The sequence below is a fragment of the Xanthobacter versatilis genome, from assembly GCF_043193975.1.
Lineage (GTDB): Bacteria > Pseudomonadota > Alphaproteobacteria > Rhizobiales > Xanthobacteraceae > Xanthobacter > Xanthobacter autotrophicus_E.
In genome coordinates, this window is sequence record NZ_JBAFVB010000012.1 from 35,040 (window position 1) to 54,878 (window position 19,839).

16 protein-coding genes, 1 tRNA gene and 1 pseudogene are annotated in these 19,839 nt (G+C 69.0%); 6 read left to right on the forward strand and 12 right to left on the reverse strand.

The genetic code is table 11. From position 1 onward, the window contains the following. Positions 1 to 80: 80 nt before the first annotated feature. On the forward strand, positions 81 to 599 hold the full coding sequence (locus tag V5F66_RS19435; protein ID WP_394094530.1) for a MarR family winged helix-turn-helix transcriptional regulator: 519 nt from the start codon (positions 81 to 83) through the stop codon (positions 597 to 599). Between the two features lie 74 nt (positions 600 to 673). On the opposite strand, the gene V5F66_RS19440 is transcribed toward V5F66_RS19435, so the two are convergent. Continuing rightward, a complete protein-coding gene (locus V5F66_RS19440) occupies positions 674 to 1,426 on the reverse strand; it encodes a sulfite exporter TauE/SafE family protein (RefSeq protein WP_012112674.1) in 753 nt (250 codons plus the stop codon). Positions 1,427 to 1,736: 310 nt separating this feature from the next. On the opposite strand from V5F66_RS19440, the gene V5F66_RS19445 reads away from it, so the two are divergent. Further along, positions 1,737 to 2,438 carry a M15 family metallopeptidase gene (locus V5F66_RS19445; protein ID WP_394008955.1) on the forward strand — a complete coding sequence of 234 codons (702 nt, stop codon included), beginning with the start codon at positions 1,737 to 1,739 and terminating at the stop codon, positions 2,436 to 2,438. A 119-nt stretch (positions 2,439 to 2,557) separates the two neighbouring features. Here the strand turns inward: V5F66_RS19445 and V5F66_RS19450 are convergent, their stop codons facing one another. From V5F66_RS19450 to fdnG, 10 genes and pseudogenes are all read right to left on the reverse strand, one after another. Continuing rightward, positions 2,558 to 2,953 carry a hypothetical protein gene (locus V5F66_RS19450; protein WP_394053464.1) on the reverse strand — a complete coding sequence of 132 codons (396 nt, stop codon included), beginning with the start codon at positions 2,951 to 2,953 and terminating at the stop codon, positions 2,558 to 2,560. 49 nt (positions 2,954 to 3,002) lie between these two features. Continuing rightward, positions 3,003 to 3,509, reverse strand: coding sequence for a hypothetical protein (locus tag V5F66_RS19455; RefSeq protein ID WP_394094531.1), 507 nt, complete (start codon positions 3,507 to 3,509; stop codon positions 3,003 to 3,005). Between the two features lie 29 nt (positions 3,510 to 3,538). Beyond that, positions 3,539 to 3,634, reverse strand: a tRNA-Sec gene (locus V5F66_RS19460). 93 nt (positions 3,635 to 3,727) lie between these two features. After that, positions 3,728 to 5,632 (reverse strand): annotated as a pseudogene (gene selB / locus V5F66_RS19465) (selenocysteine-specific translation elongation factor); the annotation flags it as partial. Between the two features lies 1 nt (position 5,633). After that, entirely contained in the window at positions 5,634 to 6,362 is a 729-nt protein-coding gene (locus V5F66_RS19470) for a tetratricopeptide repeat protein (protein WP_394094579.1), read from the reverse strand. 583 nt (positions 6,363 to 6,945) lie between these two features. Further along, a complete protein-coding gene (gene selA / locus V5F66_RS19475; RefSeq protein WP_394053460.1) occupies positions 6,946 to 8,388 on the reverse strand; it encodes an L-seryl-tRNA(Sec) selenium transferase in 1,443 nt (480 codons plus the stop codon). Positions 8,389 to 8,397: 9 nt separating this feature from the next. Continuing rightward, positions 8,398 to 9,351: a formate dehydrogenase accessory protein FdhE gene (gene fdhE, locus V5F66_RS19480; protein ID WP_394094532.1), complete on the reverse strand. Its 954-nt coding sequence runs from the start codon at positions 9,349 to 9,351 to the stop codon at positions 8,398 to 8,400. 172 nt (positions 9,352 to 9,523) lie between these two features. Next, complete coding sequence (locus V5F66_RS19485) at positions 9,524 to 10,231, reverse strand: formate dehydrogenase subunit gamma (protein WP_394002006.1); 708 nt, start codon at positions 10,229 to 10,231, stop codon at positions 9,524 to 9,526. Beyond that, complete coding sequence (gene fdxH / locus V5F66_RS19490) at positions 10,228 to 11,199, reverse strand: formate dehydrogenase subunit beta (RefSeq protein WP_012112682.1); 972 nt, start codon at positions 11,197 to 11,199, stop codon at positions 10,228 to 10,230. The genes V5F66_RS19485 and fdxH overlap by 4 nt, the downstream gene beginning before the upstream one ends. A 17-nt stretch (positions 11,200 to 11,216) precedes the next feature. Then, entirely contained in the window at positions 11,217 to 14,303 is a 3,087-nt protein-coding gene (fdnG, locus tag V5F66_RS19495; protein WP_394094533.1) for a formate dehydrogenase-N subunit alpha, read from the reverse strand. A gap of 394 nt (positions 14,304 to 14,697) precedes the next feature. Between fdnG and V5F66_RS19500 the strand changes: the two genes are divergently transcribed. The 4 genes from V5F66_RS19500 to V5F66_RS19515 all read left to right on the forward strand — a co-directional run bounded on the left by V5F66_RS19500 (position 14,698) and on the right by V5F66_RS19515 (position 18,234). Next, on the forward strand, positions 14,698 to 15,351 hold the full coding sequence (locus tag V5F66_RS19500) for a TlpA family protein disulfide reductase (RefSeq protein ID WP_394094534.1): 654 nt from the start codon (positions 14,698 to 14,700) through the stop codon (positions 15,349 to 15,351). A 1-nt stretch (position 15,352) separates the two neighbouring features. After that, positions 15,353 to 16,468 carry a transglutaminase-like domain-containing protein gene (locus V5F66_RS19505; protein ID WP_394094535.1) on the forward strand — a complete coding sequence of 372 codons (1,116 nt, stop codon included), beginning with the start codon at positions 15,353 to 15,355 and terminating at the stop codon, positions 16,466 to 16,468. Positions 16,469 to 16,695: 227 nt separating this feature from the next. After that, positions 16,696 to 17,748, forward strand: a complete 1,053-nt coding sequence (selD, locus tag V5F66_RS19510; RefSeq protein WP_012112687.1) for a selenide, water dikinase SelD — start codon at positions 16,696 to 16,698, stop codon at positions 17,746 to 17,748. Positions 17,749 to 17,832: 84 nt separating this feature from the next. Then, positions 17,833 to 18,234, forward strand: a complete 402-nt coding sequence (locus V5F66_RS19515; RefSeq protein ID WP_394008942.1) for a hypothetical protein — start codon at positions 17,833 to 17,835, stop codon at positions 18,232 to 18,234. Here the strand turns inward: V5F66_RS19515 and V5F66_RS19520 are convergent. Beyond that, entirely contained in the window at positions 18,188 to 19,822 is a 1,635-nt protein-coding gene (locus V5F66_RS19520; protein WP_394094536.1) for a bifunctional aminoglycoside phosphotransferase/ATP-binding protein, read from the reverse strand. The two genes, V5F66_RS19515 and V5F66_RS19520, sit on opposite strands and share 47 nt — an antisense overlap. Positions 19,823 to 19,839: the final 17 nt, after the last annotated feature.

A 19,839-nucleotide genomic window follows, 5' to 3' on the forward strand; every position in this document is an offset into this window, starting at 1 on the left:
TCGTATTTTGGTTATGCATGCCGTATGCCAGAGTTTGATCTGGATCAAAAATGCGACCGGCAGGGGTGCCTGAGGGGAATGTGGCTGTGACGAAATCTCAAGCAAACTCAGATGCCTACAAGGCGGGGCCGGAGAGCCACTCGGACGGGGGGTGGCCGCTGTCGGACCGGCCCGGCTTCCTCGCCCGGCGGGTGCACCAGATCCATGTCAGCCTGTTTTCTGAGCTGTGTGCCCCATTTGGTGTGACGCCGGTGCAGTACAGCCTTTTGTCCGCTTTGGCGGGGCGGGAGTCGGCGGACCAGACCACCCTCTCGCGCATCGTCGCGCTGGATCGCACCACCACCACCGGCGCCCTCAAACGCCTTGAGGCGCGTGGCCTGGTGCGCCGCGGAACCTCGGCCACCGACCGCCGCTCCCAGAGCTGCGCGCTGACCCCGGAGGGGCGGCGCCTGCTGGAGGAGATGGAAGCCCTGGCCCGAAAGGCTCACGCCGCCACCGTCGACATGCTCAGCCCAGAGGAGCGGACTCAATTCATTGAGATCATGAAGAAAATCGTTGCAGCGCACGGCGGGCGGCAGACGTCTTTCGATCTGCTCTAATTATGGGCAGGTCCCTGTCCATGGAACAGGCGCCCAAAGGGTGGGCAGTCGCCGGCCGGCCCGCGCTCGGGGCCTCAGAAGGCCGGCAGGCCGTCAAAGACCAGCTTTAGGCCCACCGCCGCAAGGATGAGGTAGATGATGCCGAAGAAGCGGTCGGCCGGCACCCGCCGCACCAGCTGCACGCCGGCAAAGGTGGCGATGATCGCCACCGGCAGCAGAACCGCCGAGGTGGCCAGGTTCGCCCCGGTGATCTGGCCGAGGGCGAGGAAGAACGGCACCTTCACCCAATTGACCACCGAGAAGAAGGCGGCGGTGGTGGCCGCGAACTGCTCGGGCGCGAGGCGGGGCCGGCGCAGCAGGTAGATCATCATGGGCGGGCCGCCGGCATTGGCGATCATGCTGACGAAGCCCGCCACCGCGCTCCACAGGGCCGCCGAGCCCGGCCCGGCTTCGCCCGCCGGGCGCTTGCGCCGCTTCGACACGGCATGGCGGGCGGCCTCGGCGATGGAGAGCAGCCCGATGCCCAGCGCCACCGCCTGGTCGGAAACGGACGCCGCCAAAAGGTAGCCGATGACGATGCCCACCACCGCGGCCGGCAGGGTGCGGCGCAGCTCGGCGACGCTCCAGCGCCGCCAATAGGCATAAAGGCTCACCACGTCCTGCACGATGAGCACCGGCAGAAGGATGGCGGCGGCCTGAATCGGCGACATGGCCAGCGCCAGGATGGGCTGGGCGAGCACCGACAGGCCGGTGAAGCCCCCCTTCGACATGCCCACGAGGATGGTCGCCGGCACCGCCGCCGCATAGAACACCGGATCGACGATCACGCCCGCTCTCCCGCTGAGGCGGGGAGGGATAGACCCCTCCGGCCGTTTCCGCCAGAGCGCGGCGGCCGCAAGCGGTGGGGCTCCGGGCCGACGCTGGCTCAGCCTGAAGGTCTGCTGCTTCGACCGGGCACGGTGGGACCCTCCTCCCGCCCGAAGCCAGATGTTTCCGGCTTTGGTCCTTGGGAACTGAACTTGCGCGCCGGGGGGCGGCCTGGTGCTGTGCACAAGCAGGGACACACCCGCCCTCCCGCCGGTTTTCTTCGGCGCGGGACGCTCATATGATTGCGCACCATCTCCCGCGATCCGCGCCATGCCCTCTTTCCTGATGGACCGACTGGTGAAGCCCGCTGCCCTTGCCTTGAGCATCGCCGGCCTGCCGCTGGCGGCCGATGCCCGCACCGACCGTCCGGCCCTGTTCGTGGACGTGGCCACGCTGGTGCCGGACGCCGTGTTCGACGTGCGTTATTTCAGCTCGGACAATTTCGTCGGCACGCGGGTGGACGGCTACGGCGCCGCGCGCTGCTTCCTCACCCGCCCGGCCGCCGAAGCGCTGGCCGCCGTGGCGGCGGAGGCGAAGGCCGCCGGGCTTGGCCTGCGCCTGTTCGATTGCTACCGCCCCGCCCGCGCGGTGGCGCACTTTGCCCGCTGGGCCAGCGATCTCGCCGACACCCGCACCAAGGCCGCCTTCTATCCCGACGTGGATAAGAAGGACCTGTTCGCCGAAGGCTATATCGCCGCCCGCTCCGGCCACTCGCGCGGCTCGACCCTGGACCTGACCCTGTTCGATCGCGCCACCGGGGCCGATCTCGACATGGGGACCCCCTTCGACCTGTTCAGCCCGCGCTCGTGGCCGGGCTCGGATGCGGTGACGAGGGCGCAGAAGGCCAATCGCGACCGGCTCGCCGGCTTCATGGCGCGGCACGGCTTCCAGCCGTTCGACAAGGAATGGTGGCACTTCACCCTGAAGGCCGAGCCCTTCCCCGACACCTATTTCGATTTCCCCATCGAATAGGCGGGCGGCGCGGCGCTCACGCCAATGGCCCGTGAGCTTTGCTCATGGACCATTGGTCAAGCCCGCGCGGCGCTTGAGCGTAGCCACTCGGCATCGGTCAACGACCGATGCCGATGGTTTTAGTTCGGGGAGATTTCCTCCACCTTCAGCCGGCGGCCCTGGGCGTCGAAGAAATCGCCCTGGTTGATCACCAGCCGGTCGGCCTCGATGCGCCCTTCCAGCGCCCGCAGGCGCCCGCGCGCCTCGCCGTTCTCCAGCGGGCCGTCGGCGTCCGTCTGGGCGAAGAAGGCGGCGCCGTCCCAGGCCTGCCGGGCACCGGCGAACAAAGCGGCCACCTCGGCCCAGCTCACCTCGTCGCCGACGATGTTGAGAAAGGTGGAGGCGAGCGGAAGCACCTGCGGCTCCTCGATGCGCACCAGCACCACCAGCGCGGTGAAGCTGCCGTTCTCGCCATAGGTGGCCGACAGCCAGCGGTCGAAATCGGTGGCCTTGGCCTTCGTCTTGCCGGTCTTCATCTTGGCGGTCTTTATCTTGGCAGTGCTTGTCTTGGGTTTGGCCGCACGCTCAGAAATCCACCAGGGGCGTGTCGCTCAGATAGTGCTCGAACAGGTACCAGAAGGGGCTCTGCCGGGTCTGAAGGTACCAGTCCTCGAAGGCGGCGAGGGCTGTTTCGGGCGCGCCGCCGGCGTCCGCCTCGCTGAGGGCCAGGGCGACGGCGGCGAAGCGGTCGAGCACCTCGGTGCGGGCGTCGCTGTCGGAGGTCCAGCCGAGCCGGGTGCGCAGCAGCGCCTGCCCGGCGGCCACCGCCATCTCGGCATCCTCCGTTGCGTCCACCGCGGCGACAAGCGCTGCCATCAGGTCGGCGCGCCGCCAGGCATGGGCGCGGGCGGCGGCAAGCTGCTCGATGCGCAGGGCGGCTTCGCGGCGGAAGTCGGTCTCGGCCACGTCGGCGGCGTGCTTGGCCGCATCGAGGCGGGCGAGGAACACCATGCGGGCTGGGGAAGGCGGGGCAGGGGAAGGCGGGGCAGGAGCCGCCGCCTCGGGCGCCAGTGGTTCGGGCTCCGGGATCATGGCGTCTTTCCCACGGCTTTTGGCGGATCTGGCGGAAGAGAGTGGGAGTCGAACCCACCAAGGACCGGCTCGCGGCCCCTCCCGGATTTGAAGTCCGGACGCCCCACCAGGGACGCTTCTCTTCCCCGCGCTGGCGGCGCCGGCGAATCGCTTGCCCGCGCATCATTTCCCGAGCCGGCGAACAGGTCCAGCCGGAACGGGTTGACGCGGCGCAGATCGCCCCGGCGCAGGGTGACGCCGTGGCGGTCGAAGAAATCGAGGATCTGGATCGCTACCTTGCGCCCGTTGGAGACCTCGTCGCGGAACTGGGCGGCGGTGAACTCGTCCTTCATGCGCGGGCCGGACAGGCGGGCGAGGATCGTCACCATCTCCGCCACGACCGGGCGAAGGAAGAAATGGTCGTGGGCCACCTCGTCCACCCGCCCGGTGCGGCCGGCAAGCTTCATGAGGCGCCGCACCTCCGGCTCGGCCACGCCCAGCATGCCGGCAAGGTCCCGCACCCGCGGCGGGCGGAAGCGCTCGGTGCCGCCGATGAGCGGGGCGATACGGCTCCACAGGGCCTCGTCGGCGGTGGACAGGCGCACCTCGAAGCCGGCCCGGCGCACCCAGGCGCCCTCGCGCTTCACCGTGTCGCCCAGGCTTTCCAGGGCGGCGAGGAAGGCCGGCGCGGGCAGGCGCGGCACCAGCAGCAGACGCAGCCGCTCGCGGCCCATGCCCGGCAGGTCCGGATTTTCGGCGTGGAAGGCCTCCAGCGCTGCCAGCAGATGTCGGGTGAACCCGGCGAAGCGGTCGGCGGCGACGGCGAGGGTCGCCTCGCCGGCCGCAAGCCGCACGATGCCGACGCGGGCAACGAGCGCCTCGGTCTCCTCGGCGGTGAGGATGTGGTCGCGGGCGAAGGCGGAGAGGTCGGTGAAATAGGGCTCGATGGCCAGCAGGGCCGCAAGCGCCGGGGCGGGATCGCGTTGGGCGAGGGCGTCGAGCTGCGCCAGCCGCTCGGGGGTGCGGCGCTTGCGCTTGGGGCCGCGCAGGTCGAGGAAGCGCCCGCCGCCGATGGTGCGCTGGGCCGAGGTGTCACGGATCACGAAGCGGTCGCCCACTGCCGCCGCGATGGGGGCTTCCAGCACCAGCTGCACCTTGGCCGACGCGCCGGGGGCGATGGGATCTCCCAGCAGCACCAGCCGCGCCCCCACCTCCCGCGCCGCATGGTGCAGGCGCACCGGCAGCCATTGGGCGATGGGGCGCTTCTCGCTCGCCAGAACGGCGAGCTCGGCGTCGATATGGTCGCAAGGCGCGTGCAGCGCCGGGTCGAGCACCACGTCGCCGCGGGCGATGGCGCTTTTGCTGATGTCCTCGCCGGCAAGGTTGAGGCCGCAGCGGTCGCCGGCGACGCCTTCCTCCGCCACCCGGTCCTGCGCCCGGATCGAGCGCACGCGGGCGGCAAGGCCGGACGGGCTGACCACCACCTTATCGCCGACGCGCACGGTTCCGGACAGGACCGTTCCGGTCACCACCGTTCCCGCCCCGGCGAGGGTGAAGCTGCGGTCCACCGCGAGGCGGAAGCGTCCGCCCGCCGCCCGCTGCCCGATCTGCCGCGCCGCTGCCGCAAGGGCATCGCGCAGCGCCGCGATGCCTTCGCCTGTGGGCGCGGACACCGCATGGATGGGGGCGCCGGCAAGGGCGGTGGGGGCGAGGAGGGCGGTGATCTCCGCTTCGACAGCAGCGCGGCGCCCGGCGTCCACAAGGTCGGCCTTGGTGAGGGCGACGATGCCTTGCGAGATGCCGAGGAGGTCGAGGATGGCGAGGTGCTCGCGGGTCTGGGGCATCACCCCATCGTCCGCGGCCACCACCAGCAGGGCGAAATCGATGCCGCTGGCCCCCGACAGCATGGTGTGCACGAACTTCTCGTGCCCCGGCACGTCCACGAAGCCCAGCACCAGAGGGGGGGCTTCCTCGCCATGCGCCTGGGCTTCGCCCACCCCCTCCACGGGCAGGTAGGCGAAGCCGAGGTCAATGGAGATGCCCCGCGCCTTCTCCTCCTTCAGCCGGTCGGTATCGACACCGGTGAGCGCACGGACCAGCGTGGTCTTGCCATGGTCGATATGTCCGGCCGTGCCGATGATCACGTCAGGGCAGCTCCCCCAGTGGAATGGCGGCGCGGCGCTGGGCGGCGGCTTCCTCCTCCGGCGTCAGGCTGGCGCGCACGGCATCGAAGAAGCGCTCCGCCAGCGCGCTCTTGCCGGCGCGGGCCCGCAGCAGCCAGGCGAAGGCGGCGACGCTGTCGCGCGCCACGCCCGCGCCCATGTGGCAGGCCGCGCCGAGCATGGCCTGCCCGTCGGCATCGCCGGCCTCGGCGCCTTTGCGCCACCAGCGGGCGGCTTCCACCGCATCGCGTTCCATGCCGAGGGCATTGTGGGCGATCATGCCGAGCCGCGTCATGGACGAGGCGATGCCCTGGTCCGCGGCGGCCAGCGCCCAGCGCCGGGCCTCCACGGGATCGGAGGGGATGACCTCGCCCTCCAGCAGCATCCAGCTCAGCATGTCCTGGGCCGGGCCGTCGCCGTCCTCGGCGGCGGCGAGGTAGAGCGCGGCGGCCTTGGCATAGTCCTGGGCCACGCCGGCGCCTTTGAAGTAGAGGGTGGCCAGGTTGCGCCGGCCCACCGGGTCGCCGCCCTCGGCGGACAGTTCCAGCCAGCGGCGGGCAAGGTCCAGATCCTTGTCCACGCCCAGCCCGTCGATGAAGCAGGCGCCGATATTGTTCTGCGCCCGGGCGTTGCCGGTGCGGGCCAGGGGCTCCCAGATGGACAGGGCTGTTTCGTATTCCCCGGCGGAGGCGGCGGCGAGGGCGGCCGCCATCTGTGCCTCCGGCGTGCGGGTGTCCTCGGGTTCGGGCTCCGGTTCCGGTTCCGGCTCGGGTTCCGGCAAAGGCTCGACCGGCAGGGGCTCGGCTTCCGCCGCCTTCAGGGGCGGCGAATCAAACGGCGGCTCGTTGGCGAAGGTCTCCGCCACCAGCAGGCGCTCGAACTCCACCTCGTCGAAGGCAGGTTCCGTCCGCGCCGGCGCCTCGGGCTCCCGCGCGGCCGGCGGGGCGGCGGCGGGGGCCTCCCAGTCGGGGACTTGGCGGTGTGGGATTTCCCGGGTCGGGGCCTCGCGGGCCGGTGCCTGCGGCGGCACGGGCGCGACCTCCTGCTCAAGGCGCGGGCGCTCGTCGAGCCGGGGCCGGCGGTGGATCGGGCTCTCCGGCTCGGACGCGGGGCTCGCGGCGCGGCTGCCCGACAGGCCGGAGGCGATGTCGCTCAGGAGGGCGTCGAGGTCGTCCGCCTCCGTCGTCTCGGGGCGCTCCTCGGTGGGGCGCTGGGGGCGTTGCGGGAAGGGGCGCACGCGCGGCGGATCTTCGGCACCTGGCGTCTCGCCCGGACCCCCCTTGCCCTTCAGTCGGTCAAGCCAGCTCATGAGCCCCCTCCAAAGCGGTCACGGACGCGAGAAACGCCGCTTCGTCTTCAAGGCATCTCAAATCGAGCACAAGAGCGTTATCGTCAATCCGTCCGATGACCGGAACCGGAAGTCGGCGCAGCCCATCGGCCAGCCGGTTGAGCGCGCCGCCGCTGCCGTCGCGGCTGGCAATGGCAAGGCCGACGCCCTCCAGTGTCTCCAGCGGCAGGGCGCCGGAGCCGATCTGGCTGCGGCATGCCGTTGCGTCAATTGTGAAGGCGGGTCCAAGGATCGCGGCGAGGATGGGCTTCAGTCGCGCGGCCTGGGCGGCCATGTCCTCCGGCCGGCGAGTGAGGTAGCGCAGGGTGGGCAGGCGCGCGGCGAGGCGGTCCGGGTCGCGGTACAGGCGCAGCGTCGCCTCGACGGCGGCGAGGCGCACCTTGTCCAGCCGCAGCGCCCGCTTCATGGGGTTCTTGTTGATTCGGGCGATGAGGTCGCGCCGGCCCACGATGAAACCGGCCTGCGGGCCGCCCAGCAGCTTGTCGCCGGAGAAGGTGACCACGTCGGCTCCCTCGGCCACCGCCTCCCGCACGGTCGGCTCGTGGACGAGGCCGTAGCGGGCCAGATCCGCCAGCGTGCCGGAGCCCAGATCATTGACGAGGGGCACCCCGCCGGCCTGCGCGATCTCAGCCAGCTCGCGGGGCGAGACCTCCTTGGTGAAGCCCTCGATGCGGTAGTTGGAGGTATGCACCTTCAGGATCACCCCGGTCTCGGGGCGGATGGCGTCGCGATAATCGCGGGCATGGGTGCGGTTGGTGGTGCCCACCTCGTCCAGCTCGGCGCCGGCCCGGCGCATGATCTCCGGCATGCGGAAGGCACCGCCGATCTCGATCAGCTCGCCGCGCGAGACGATGGCCGGCTTGCCCTGCGACAGGGTGTTCAGCACCAGGAGCACGGCGGCGGCATTGTTGTTGACGAGGGTGGCGTCCTCCGCCCCGGTCAGCTCGCAGACGAGGCCGCGCACATGGTCGTCGCGCTCGCCGCGTTTGCCGCCGTCGAGGTCGTATTCCAGCGCGACCGCGCTTCGCATGGCCCGCACCGCCGCTTCCACCGCCTCTTCCGCGAAGATGGCGCGGCCGAGATTGGTGTGCAGCACGGTGCCGGTGAGGTTGAACACCGGACGGAGGCTGGGGGCCGCCGCCGCATCCAGCCGGGCGAGGGCGCTGGCCGCGATCTCCTCGGGCGTCGCCGCACCGCCGGCACCGGCGCGCAGGGCGGCGCGGCGTTCGTCGAGGGCGGTGCGCACGGCCGCGGTGGTCGCCTGCCGGCCGTGGCGCTCGGTGGCGGCGCGGGCCAGCTCAACCTTCAGTACGGCATCGACGGAGGGCAGCACCCGCAGCGGGGCGACCGGGGGTGGGGCGGCGGGGAATGATGCAGGATGTGCGGACATGGCGCCCCCTCAATAGCCCAGCAGGAAGGGGTTGAAGGTGGCGCGCCGGTAGGGCCCCTCCTTCTGCTTGAGGTCGAGGCCGAGGCTGGCCACGTCGTCGGCGACGGGATCGAGATCGGGGTCCTTCGCGAGATAGAGCACCTTGGCGTAGGAATGGCAGGCGTCGCAGGTCTCGGCCTTGATGGCGCCCGGCGCGCTTCCCCGGCCGCCCTCCACCTCCTGATAGGCGATGCCGCCGGTGGAGCCACAGGCGGTGCAGCGCACACGCACGAAGTTCCACCACGTGCCGCACAGGGCGCAGGCGCAGTAGCGCGCGCCGGCGGCCGCCGGCCAATCCACCACCACGCTCGCCACCGGCGGCCCGCCGCAGGCCGGGCAGACCCCGTCGCCCACCGGCACGAGGCGCGAGGCATCGAGCACCGAGGCGAGGCGGGCGAAATGCACCTGGAGCGCCGCCGCCACATAAAGATGCTCGGCCAGCGCCTCCACCGGAATGGAATCGGCCAGCACGTTGCGGATCATCTCGCCGCGTTCCGCCTCCGAGGCTGCCAGCATGTGGGCGAGGGCGGCCTCGGCCGGCTCTGGCTTCTCGATGGCGCGGGCCTGGGACAGCAGCCGGTCGAAGAGGGATTCGAACGCCGGGTCCGAGGTGAAGTGGCTGCGGTCCAGCGGCGGCATCTCGTGGGTCCGGGCGCGCTCCACCGCCTCGGCATCGGGCGGCTCGGGCGCGGGGGCGCGTTCCGCCGCCACGTGCTGGGCGCGGGCGATATGGGCCAGGAACGAGAGGTAGGGGCCGAGCGGATGGCCCTGGGCCAGGCGCGCGAAGCGCTCGGCGCGGCGCGCGAACAGGGTGGCCGGGTCCGGCAGATGGGCGAAGGCCGGCGCAGTGACCCCTTCCAGCACCGAAGGGTCGGGAAAGACGGAGCCCGGAGGGCTCGAGAACGGACCTGACGAACGCGCCATTTAAACCTCACGAACCTCACGGGTCACGTGCAAGGGCGTTTTTGCAAGAAGCGTTTTTGCAAGAGCGTTTGCGAGCGCAGTGGATACCGGTTCGCGTGCAGAAAACGCGTTAAAACACCCTGCCGCCCCGGCCGCGCGACACCGCAGCCGGGCGAACAGTATACGCCTGCCCTCATTCCGCGGGAGTCCCCCGCGTGCCGGTGGGCTGCGACGGCTTGCGGGAGACCAGCTCGCGCAGCCATTTGCGGTGGTGCCGCCACGCCCAGCCGCCGGTCACCTGTCCGCGCGTCATGGCGCTGATGGTGCCCTTCACCCAGATGGCGGCATAGACGTGGACGATCCACACGCAGATGATCGCCACCGCCGCCACCGAATGCACCAGCAGGGCCACGCGCTGCTGCGGGATGCTGGTGAAGGTGGAGAAATAGGCGTTCCAGATCACAACGCCCGAGGCGATCAGCACCACGATCAGGAACGACATGCCCCAGAACACCATCTTCTGGCCAGCATTGTACTTGCCCAGCTCCGGCAGCTTCTCCTCGTGGCCGGCGATGACATCGCGGATGCGGCGCAGCCAGGTGCCGTCCTCGCTCTTCCACAAATTGGCCTTCCAGAAGCGGAAGAACAGGCCGAAGAACGAGAAGAACAGCACCACCCCGATCCAGGGGTGGAGGGTGCGCGTCATCTGCCCCCCGCCGAACAGGCCGGTGAGGAAGAACAGGCTGGGATGAAACAAGGCCAGGCCCGAGAGCGCCAGCAGGATCAGGCTGATGGCCGTGACCCAGTGGTTGATGCGGGCGCCCGCCGTGTAGCGGTCCACCTGCACCGGGTGGCCGGGATGGACCGCGTCGCCGGATTCAACGTCATAAGGCTGGCTCATGAGCGGCCTCCATGGGCGGGTTCGCCGCCGGGAAGCTGGCCTTGCGCGAGCTTCTCGGCGTTGGCCTCGTCTTCCGCCGTCACCTTGTTGGCGCCCGCCACCAGATAGTGCAGGGCGCCGGCGATGGCGGCAAAGCCCATCACCCCCAGGCCCACATATTTGGTGACACCCTTCCACGCCTCGACGATGCGGCTGATGCGCGGATTATCCGGCAGGCCCGCATAGATGGACGGCTGGTCGGCGTGCTGCAGCACGTACATCACGTGGGTGCCGCCGACGCCGGGCGGATCGTAGAGCCCCGCATTCTTGTAGCCGCGGGACTTCAGGTCCTTGATGCGCCCTTCGGCCCATTCCTTCATCTGCGTCTTGGTGCCGAACACGATGGCCTGGGTGGGGCATGCCTTCTGGCAGGCCGGACCCTGGCCCACGGCCACGCGGTCGGAGCACAAGGTGCACTTGTAGGCCTTGTTGTCGACCTTCGAGATGCGGGGAATGTTGAAGGGGCAGCCCTTCACGCAATAGCCGCAGCCGATGCACTTGTCGTGGTCGAAGTCCACGATGCCGTTGGAATACTGCACGATGGCGCCGGGCGCCGGGCAGGCCTTCAGGCAGCCCGGATCGGCGCAATGCATGCAGCCGTCCTTGCGGATGAGCCATTCGAGATTGTCCGTCTCGGGGTTCACCCACTCGGTGAAGCGCATCAGGGTCAGCGAGTTCGGCGTCAAGTCCGGCGGGTTGGTGTAGCTGCCGTTGAAGGTGCCGATCTCCTCGTGGAGCTGGTTCCATTCAAGGCAGGCCGCCTGGCAGGCCTTGCAGCCGATGCACTTGGACACGTCGATGAGCTTGGCCACCGGCTCCTTGAACTCCACAGGCACGCGCAGGTTGGAGGCCGAGCGCCGGACGAGGTCGCTGTCACCGAACTTCGCCGGGGTGGGGGTGACCGGAGGGTTGGGGATCGGAGGAAACATGCTGGTTCTCCTTCTCCTTACGCCACCGGCCCGGTGGAGGGCTCGATGTTGACGAGGAACGCCTTGAACTCCGGCGTCTCGATGTTCGCGTCACCCACGAACGGGGTGAGCACGTTGGCCGGGAAGCCCTTCTTCGCCGCCCCCACGAAGCCCCAGTGGATGGGAATGCCCACCACATGCACCGGCTTGCCGTCCACCATCAGCGGGCGGATGCGCTTGGTGACATAGGCCTTGGCGAAGACGGAGCCGCGCTTCGACCACACCCGGACCCAGCCGGCATTGGCGATGTTTTTCTCCTTTGCCAGTTCCTCGGAGATTTCCACGAAGAATTCGGGCTGGAGCACCGAGTTCACGTGGTTGTTCTTGGTCCAGTAGTGGAAATGCTCGGTCAGGCGGTAGGAGGTCGCCGCGTACGGGAACTCCTTGGACGCCGTGTCGGCGAACTGGGCGAAGTCGTCCTTGAACACGCGCGCCACCGGATTGCCCCGTACTTTGGGGGCGATCAGGTTGGCGACCGGGCTCTCGAACGGCTCGTAGTGCACCGGGAACGGCCCGTCCCGCATCATGCCCCGGGTGAACAGGCGGGAAACGCCTTCGGGGTTCATGATGAAGGGGCCCACATCCTGCGGCTTGGCGGTGGGCGCGATGTCGGGCACGTCGTAGCCCGTCCACTTGGCCCCGTCCCACCAGATCAGCTTGCGGGTGTCGTCCCACGGCTGGCCGTCGATGTTGCAGGAGGCGCGGTTGTAGATGATGCGCCGGTTGGCCGGCCAGGCGAACGCCCACTTGAGGTAGGCGCCGGTATCGTCGGGATCGGAATTGTCCCGGCGGGCCATCATGTTGCCGGCCTCGGTATAGCTGCCGGTATAGATCCAGCAGCCGGCCGCCGTCGAGCCGTCATCACGCAGGAGGCCGAAGCTCGCGAGCTGCTTGCCCGCCTCCAGCACCTTCTTGGTCGGATCGTTGGGATCGAGCACGTCGGAGATGACGTACCCGTTCATCTCCTTGGCCAGCTCCTCGGGCGCGGGATCGTGCGGATCCTTGTAGTTCCAGGTGAGGTTGACGATCGGATCGGGGAAGGCGCCACCTTCCTTCTTGTACATCTCCTTCAGCCGCAGATGGAGCTGCGCCATGATGAAGATGTCCGTCTTCGCCTCGCCGGGAGGCGAGCCGGCCGCCCAGTGCCATTGCAGCCAACGGCCCGAGTTCACCAGCGAGCCGTTGTCCTCGGCGAAGCAGGTGGTGGGCAGCTGGATGACTTCCGTCGAGATCTTCGACGGATCGGCGGGATTGTAGACGCCGTGGTTCTCCCAGAAGCGGGCGGTCTCGGTCTCCAGGGGATCCATGACCACGAGCAGCTTGAGCTTGGCGAGCGCCTCCGCCAGCTTGGCCTTGTTGGGGAAGGCCTGCAGCGGGTTGAAGCCCTGGCAGAAGTAGACGTTCATCTTCCCCTGCTTCATCAGTTCGAACGCACGCAGCACGTCGTAGGACGGCACGTCGAGCTTGGGCAGGTAGTCATAGGCCCAATTGTTGTCCGCCGTCGCCGATTGACCCCACATGGACTTCTGGAACGAGACGAAGAACTTCCTGTAGTTCTGCCAGTAGCTCATCTGGCCCGGACGCAGCGGCTTGAACCCACGCGTCGACATGTAGGCGTTGAGGTCCGGCTCCTTCTCCGTGGGGATCGTGAGATACCCCGGGATCAGGTTGGACATCAGGCCGATGTCGGTGAGCCCCTGGATGTTGGAATGCCCGCGCAGAGCGTTCATGCCGCCGCCGCGCACACCGATGTTGCCGAGGATGAGCTGGAGCATCGCCATGCAGCGGATGTTCTGCGAGCCCTTCGAATGCTGGGTCCAGCCGAGCGCGTACATGGAGGTCATCGTCTTGGTGGGCGACGAGCACTCCGCGATCATGGACGCCACCTTCAGGAACTTGTCCTTGGGGGTGCCCGTGATGCGCTCGACCAACTCCGGCGTGTAGACGGAGACGTGCTGCTTCAGCAGATTCCAGACGCAGCGGGGGTTCTGCAAGGTATCGTCTACGATCGCATAGCCGTCGGCGCCGATCTCGTAGTCCCAGGTGGAGCGGTTGTAGTCCCGCTTCATCTCGTCATAGCCGGTGAACAGGCCGTCCTGGTAGCCGAACCCTTCCTTGACGATATAGCCGGCGTTGGTGAACGCCTTCACATAGTCCCACTGAATCTTGTCGTTCTTGATGCAGTAGTTGATGACGCCCAGAAGGAAGGCGATGTCGGTGCCTTGCCGGATCGGGGCGTAATAATCCGCCACCGCGGCCGAGCGGGTGAAGCGCGGGTCCACGACGACGAGCTTGGCGCCGCGGCTGGCCTTCGCCTCCGTGACCCATTTGAATCCGCACGGGTGCGCTTCAGCGGCATTGCCGCCCATGATCACCACGAGATCGGTATTCTTGATGTCCGTCCAGGAGTTGGTCATTGCTCCACGGCCAAAAGTTGGGGCGAGACTCGCCACCGTCGGGCCGTGTCAGACGCGTGCCTGGTTGTCGAACGCCAGAATTCCGGTCGAGCGCACCACCTTGTAGGTGGCGAACGCGGTTTCGTTGGTGGTGGCGGAGGCGGCGAGGAAGCCGGTGGTGAGCCAGCGGTTCACCGTCACGCCGTCCTGGTTCTTGGCGATGAAGTTCGCGTCGCGATCCGTCTTCATTGCCCGGGCGATCTTGTCGAGCGCCTCATTCCAGGAAATCTTCTCGAACTTGTCGGATCCCGCGCGCCGGATCATCGGCTCCTTGAGGCGCGTCGCGGATTTGACGATGTCGAGCAGGGCCGCGCCCTTGGGGCAGAGCGTCCCGCGATTGGTGGGATGGTCGCTGTCACCCTCGATGTGGGTGATGTCGGCCTTCTCGCCCTTGGCGAGATTACCCTTGGAAAAGATCAGGATGCCGCATGCCACCGAGCAATAGGTGCAAGTGTTGCGCACTTCCGTGGTGTTGACGAGGCGGAACGGCTTGATGGTGGAGGCATAGGCCTCCTCGATGGCGCCGAAGCCCATCGCGCCAAGGGTTGTCGCCGCCACGCCCGCGCCCGCCGTTTTCAAGAACTGGCGGCGCGAAAGCTCCATGTTCATCGAAGGAAACCTCCGACCTTCTGCGCCCCGCACCGGGGACCGTTGAGGGCAGCTCCAGGAGGCTGCCAAATACCGCATTCCACAGCTTGGGACGCTATTTTGGAACTGGAAATATGTCAATTAACGCAGGGACAACTTCCCGTGTCTCCACGAGAATTTCCACTCGCGTTTATGTTGCAATGCAATATAGGCGCAAGTTTTGATTAGAAATTCCGTGCCATTTTGAAATTTCAGTTGCGATGGGCCGGAACCGACGAAGGGCTGAACCGGACTCACGGACTTGAGCGTTGACCCCCCGCGCCCCGTGATCCAGATTGCGCAGGTGAAAATCATGTCCGCTCCCGCGGGTCGGGGCTCACAGCGTGTTTCATCTTTCCCTTCGAAAGATCAGGGCATGGGCGGGTGTGCGCCGGGCGTAGCGCGCGCGGGCGTGAACGCGGCCTGCCGCGCCCTTCTCGCCGCCGTCCTGGCAGGCTCTGTCGCCGCCTTGCCGGCCGGGGCCTCTCCCGATGCGTCCGCGACGGTTCCGCACCAGGCGCCGCAGCCCCTTCGTCCTGTGGACGGCCGGCCCCTCGCCTCCGTGCTGCGGCTGGAGGCCCTCGACGGTGCTGCGTTCGATCTTGCCGAGGCCCACGGCGTCACCGTTGTCCACTTCTTCGCCACCTGGTGCGCGCCGTGCCGCACCGAACTGCCCGCGCTCGCGCGCTTCGCTGCCCGCGCGCCGCAGGTGAAGGTGGTGCTGGTGGATGTGGCCGAGGTGCCGGCGCGGGTGCGCCGCTTCTTCGCCGAACAGGACGCGCCGGGGCCGGTGCTGATGGATCTCGACCGCGCAACGGCGCGCGCCTTCGGGGTCAGCCTGCTGCCCGCCAGCTTCGTCATCGCCGAGGGGCGCATCGCGCTGGCGGCGGAGGGGGAAGTGGCCTGGGACAGCCCCGAAACCGACACGGCCATCGCCGCTTTGAACGGGTCCGGCGGCCGGCCGCAGGTCCGGTCCACCCATACGGTAAGCAACAAGGCAAGCAACACGGAAAGCCAGGAGGAGCACTGACATGACCACGAGACGAGACCTGTTGAAGGTCGGCGCCCTCGCCACTGCCGCTGCGGTCCTGCCCCGCGCCGCCTTCGCCCAGCAGGCCGCCGCCCCCCAGACCTTTGCTCCTGCGGTTGGCCAATGGCGCAGCTACCAGATCGTCACCACGGTGGAGATCCTGAAGCCGGAGGGCCGGGTGCAGGCGTGGCTGCCGGTGGCCTCCTTCTCCAATCCGGACTGGTTCAAGCCAGGCGAGAACAGCTGGACCACCAATGCCCGCTCCGCCCAGCTGGTACGCGATCCCCATTCGGGGGCGGACATGCTGCATCTCGTCTTCGCCGAGGGCGAGAAGGCACCCAAGGTGGAGCTGACCAGCCGCGCCACCAGCCGCGACTGGGCGGTGGATCTCACCCGGCCCGGCAAGCCGGCCCCCCTCGCCGCCGACGAGCGCGCCCGCAACACCGCCGCCACCGATCTCATCCCCACCGACGGCATTGTGAAGGCCACCTCCGACAAGATCGTCGCCGGCAAGAGCGGCGACGTGGAGAAGGTGCGCGCCATCTTCGAGTGGATCGTCGAGAACACCTATCGCAACCCGGCCACGCGCGGCTGCGGCATCGGCGACATCGCGGCGCTGCTCAAGAGCGGCGATCTTGGCGGCAAGTGCGCGGATCTGAACGCCCTGTTCGTGGGCCTGGTGCGGGCGCAGGATATTCCGGCCCGAGATGTCTACGGCCTGCGGGTGGTGCCCTCGCGCTTCGGCTACAAGAGCCTCGGCGCCAATTCGGAGATCGTCACCAAGGCCCAGCATTGCCGCGCCGAGGTGTTCCTCTCCGAGTTCGGCTGGGTGCCCATGGATCCAGCCGATGTGCGCAAGGTGGTGCTGGAGGAGCCGCCGGGCAAGCTTGCCCTTGACGATCCCAAGGTGGCGGCGGCCCGCAAGGCCCTGTTCGGCGCCTGGGAGGGCAACTGGTTCGCCTTCAACACGGCCCATGACGTGGCGCTGCCGGGCTTTGCCGGCCCGCGCCTCGGCTTCCTGATGTATCCGCAGGCGGCGAATGCGGCGGGGCTGCTCGACTGCCTCGACCCGGACAATTTCAAGTACGTCATCCGCGCTTCCGAAATCGCGGTGTGACCAGGCTCGCCGGTCGGGGCGAAGGCCCCCGTCGCCATGCCAGGTCGTGATGGCCTTCGGGACAGCACGGCCATGGGGGCGTGGCGGAAGCGGCGGGGGTACCCGCCGGCGGGATCAGGGACAGGTCCGGTCAGGTGCAGGCCTGACCGGACGGCCATCACTGGAATGAGGGTGCGTTTGTCCGCCGGGATGCGGCGGCGGGCGTGCTTGGAAATGGAAGCCGTACCATGCTCGACGTGCCGTCCGTCCGCCTCACCAGCCTCGCCCATGGCGGCGGCTGCGGCTGCAAGCTGGCCCCCTCGGTGCTGCAGGATCTGCTCGCCGGGCAGGCGCACGGCGGGCCGTTCGAGCGGCTGCTGGTGGGCACCGAGACCGGCGACGATGCGGCGGTGTGGGACCTCGACGGCACGACGGCGATCATTGCCACCACCGACTTCTTCATGCCCATGGTGGACGACCCCGACCATTTCGGCCGCATCGCCGCCACCAATGCCATCTCCGACATCTATGCCATGGGCGGCACCCCGCTGATGGCGCTTGCCATTCTCGGCATGCCGCTGGGCAAGGTGGACACCGCGACCGTGCGCGCCATTCTCGGCGGCGGCGCGGCCATCTGCGCGCAGGCGGGCATTCCGGTGGCGGGCGGGCATTCCATCGACTGCCCGGAGCCGGTCTATGGCCTTGCGGTGATCGGCTCGGCGCCGCGCGGGCGCATCCGCCGCAATTCCACCGCCCGGCCGGGGGATGCACTGATCCTCACCAAGGCGCTGGGGGTGGGGGTCTATTCCGCCGCCTTCAAGAAGGAGGCGCTGGGCAAGGATGCCTATGACGAGATGCTGGCCTCGGTCACGAGGCTCAACCGCATCGGCACGGAACTCGCGAAGGACGAGGCGGTGCACGCCGTCACCGACGTGACCGGCTTCGGCATTCTCGGCCATGGCCTCGAAATGGCGCGCGGCTCCGGCGCCACGCTGCGCCTGTCACGGGCGGCGCTGCCTTTGTTGTCCGAGGCGGAGAGCCTGGTGCAGCAGGGCTTCGTCACCGGGGCCTCCCATCGCAACTGGGCGAGCTACGGCCATGAGGTGGACCTGCCGGAGGGCACCCCCGACTGGCAGCGCCACCTGCTCACCGATCCCCAGACCTCCGGCGGACTGCTGGTGGCCTGCGCCCCCGAGGCGGCGGACCGGCTGCTGGCGGAGATCCACGCCGCCGGTTATGCGTCGGCCGCTCGCATCGGCATGGTGGAAGCCGGGCCGGGCCGGGTGGTGGTGGAGGGCTGAGGCCGCCGCTGGCGCCCCTTGGGGGCGGCCGGCACGGGAACCGTGCGGTTTTTTGGACGTTCTCCCGGCGAAAGGAGAACGGCCATGGCCTCGAACGCATTTCCCACCGCGCTCCGGCGCGCCTCTCCCGTCATCATCCCGCCGGGCACCGTTACCGGCGCGCGCATCTTCGCCACCGGCATCGTGGCCGCGCTGATGTTCCTTCTGGCCTCGGCAGGACCGTCGCCGGCCGCGGCGGAAGGCACCGCAAATCCGGTGACCGGCGTGTGCGAGCACCCGGCCCATGCGGCCGCGACGCCCCCGGCGCGGGGCGCCACGTCCGGCACTGAGCCGGGTGGCGCTGGTTCCACCGGCTGGACCGGCGGCACCGGCGGCTCGTTCATCGGCACCACGCCGCAGGCCTCGACGCCCGCTTCCCCCGACCGTCAGCCGGAGGTGGTCACGGGCGTGGATCCGAAGGTTGAGCCGTCGAAGGCGCCGTGCTGAAGGCCTGCGCGCGAGTCCAGCTGATGTCGCCGAGATTATAAGAGAGCTGCCGGCGCACCACTGCCGCGTCGGCATCGGAGGCATCGCCGGTGCGCGCTTCCACACGGCGGATCAGCTCGCCTTCCGGAGCTTCCAGCCACCAGCCCTGAAAATCCGCCCCGGCTTCGCGCGTGACCTGAGCGATGGCGTCGCGCTCGTCCGGCCGGGCATGGACCGCATCGACGATCACGCTGTGGCCGGTGGCGAGCACCCGGGCCGCCAGAGCGCGCAGCCGGTCGTAGACCTGCCGGGTCGCCTCGGGGGTGTAGGCCTCCGGCGGCAGCTTCTGCGTCTCCGCCACGCCGGCAAGGCGCTTGCGCTCGATGTCGCTGCGCAGAATCACCGCGCCGGGTGCGCGGCCGAGCGCTGGCGCCATTTTCGCCGCCCACGTGCTCTTGCCGCTGCCGGAGAGGCCGCCAACAGCCCATAGGGAGGGGCGGCCGGGCCGCGCCTCGGCCATGGTCGCGCCGTTCAGGAGCGGTGGTGGGCACGTATCGGCGGGGTTGGGTTCAAGAAGGGCGACGGCCTGCGCGAAGGCGGCGCGTATCCGCGTCTCGCCCTCCGCCTTCCGCTCTGCGCCAAGATGCGCGAGCCCGGCGGCTTCCACCTTGGCGCGAATGGCGGACCGCAGGCTGAGGAAGAGGGGCAACGCCGCAAGGCCGTCGATCCCGTCGTCCGCGCTCGCCCACAGATAGCGATTGAGGATGGCGTTGGCCGCGTCGCGAAGCCCCCGCTGCCACAGGTCCATGATGAGGAAGGCGAGGTCGTAGAGCACGTCGCAGGTGGCGATGTCGTCGTTGAACTCGATGGCGTCGAACAGGACCGGCTTGCCGTCCAAGAGCACGATGTTGCGCAGGTGCATGTCGCCGTGGCAGCGGCGCACGAAGCCGGCGGCGCTGCGGGCGTTCAGAAGCAGCGTGATGCCCGCCAGGGCGTCTTCCGAAAGCTGCGCCAGCCGGGCGACCTCATTGGGCGGGAAAAGCTCCGGCCGGGCTGAAAATTCTGTTTTGTTGTCGGCGAGATAGGCGCGCAGGCGACCGGCCGTGTCGAAACCGCGCCGTACCGGCGCGGCGGCATGGGCTTCAAGAACAGCGGTCGCCAGCGCCTTCACGAGATCGGGCGAAAGCGCGCCGCGCTCGGCCACCTTGTCCAGGGTGAGATCGGTGTCGAAGCGGCGCATCTTCACCGCATGCTCCACCGCCTCGCCGTCCCCGCCGAGCGTAAGGCCATGCACCGTCCGCACGATGGGCACCACGCCGAGATAAAGCCCCGGCGCCCCGGCGCCGCTGATGGCCACTTCCGCCTCGCAGGCGGCTTGGCGCTTCTGCGGCGTCGAGAAGTCCATGAAGGGGAAGAACACCGCCCGCTTCACCTTGTAGGCGAACGGCCCGGCAAGGAAGACCGCCGCCCCGTGGGTGTCGATGCGCACCACCTTGTCGGTGAGGCCATGGGTGGCGGGATCTTGCAGAAGGGCGAAGACGGCACTCTGGTCGCCCACCACATGGTCGGGGGCGGCGGGCGGTGCGGGCGTGTCCGTCGGCGCCGTCATGGATCGTCCCGTCTTGG

Coding starts and splice junctions, on each gene's coding strand:
- V5F66_RS19500 (WP_394094534.1), top strand. CDS start 14,698: ATGGGCGGGTGTGCGCCGGGCGTAGCGCGCGCGGGCGTGAACGCGGCC.
- V5F66_RS19520 (WP_394094536.1), bottom strand. CDS start 19,822: ATGACGGCGCCGACGGACACGCCCGCACCGCCCGCCGCCCCCGACCAT.
- V5F66_RS19470 (WP_394094579.1), bottom strand. CDS start 6,362: ATGGCGGCCGCCCTCGCCGCCGCCTCCGCCGGGGAATACGAAACAGCC.
- V5F66_RS19455 (WP_394094531.1), bottom strand. CDS start 3,509: ATGATCCCGGAGCCCGAACCACTGGCGCCCGAGGCGGCGGCTCCTGCC.
- V5F66_RS19485 (WP_394002006.1), bottom strand. CDS start 10,231: ATGAGCCAGCCTTATGACGTTGAATCCGGCGACGCGGTCCATCCCGGC.
- V5F66_RS19505 (WP_394094535.1), top strand. CDS start 15,353: ATGACCACGAGACGAGACCTGTTGAAGGTCGGCGCCCTCGCCACTGCC.
- selD (WP_012112687.1), top strand. CDS start 16,696: ATGCTCGACGTGCCGTCCGTCCGCCTCACCAGCCTCGCCCATGGCGGC.
- V5F66_RS19445 (WP_394008955.1), top strand. CDS start 1,737: ATGCCCTCTTTCCTGATGGACCGACTGGTGAAGCCCGCTGCCCTTGCC.
- V5F66_RS19515 (WP_394008942.1), top strand. CDS start 17,833: ATGGCCTCGAACGCATTTCCCACCGCGCTCCGGCGCGCCTCTCCCGTC.
- selA (WP_394053460.1), bottom strand. CDS start 8,388: ATGTCCGCACATCCTGCATCATTCCCCGCCGCCCCACCCCCGGTCGCC.
- fdxH (WP_012112682.1), bottom strand. CDS start 11,199: ATGTTTCCTCCGATCCCCAACCCTCCGGTCACCCCCACCCCGGCGAAG.
- fdhE (WP_394094532.1), bottom strand. CDS start 9,351: ATGGCGCGTTCGTCAGGTCCGTTCTCGAGCCCTCCGGGCTCCGTCTTT.
- V5F66_RS19450 (WP_394053464.1), bottom strand. CDS start 2,953: ATGAAGACCGGCAAGACGAAGGCCAAGGCCACCGATTTCGACCGCTGG.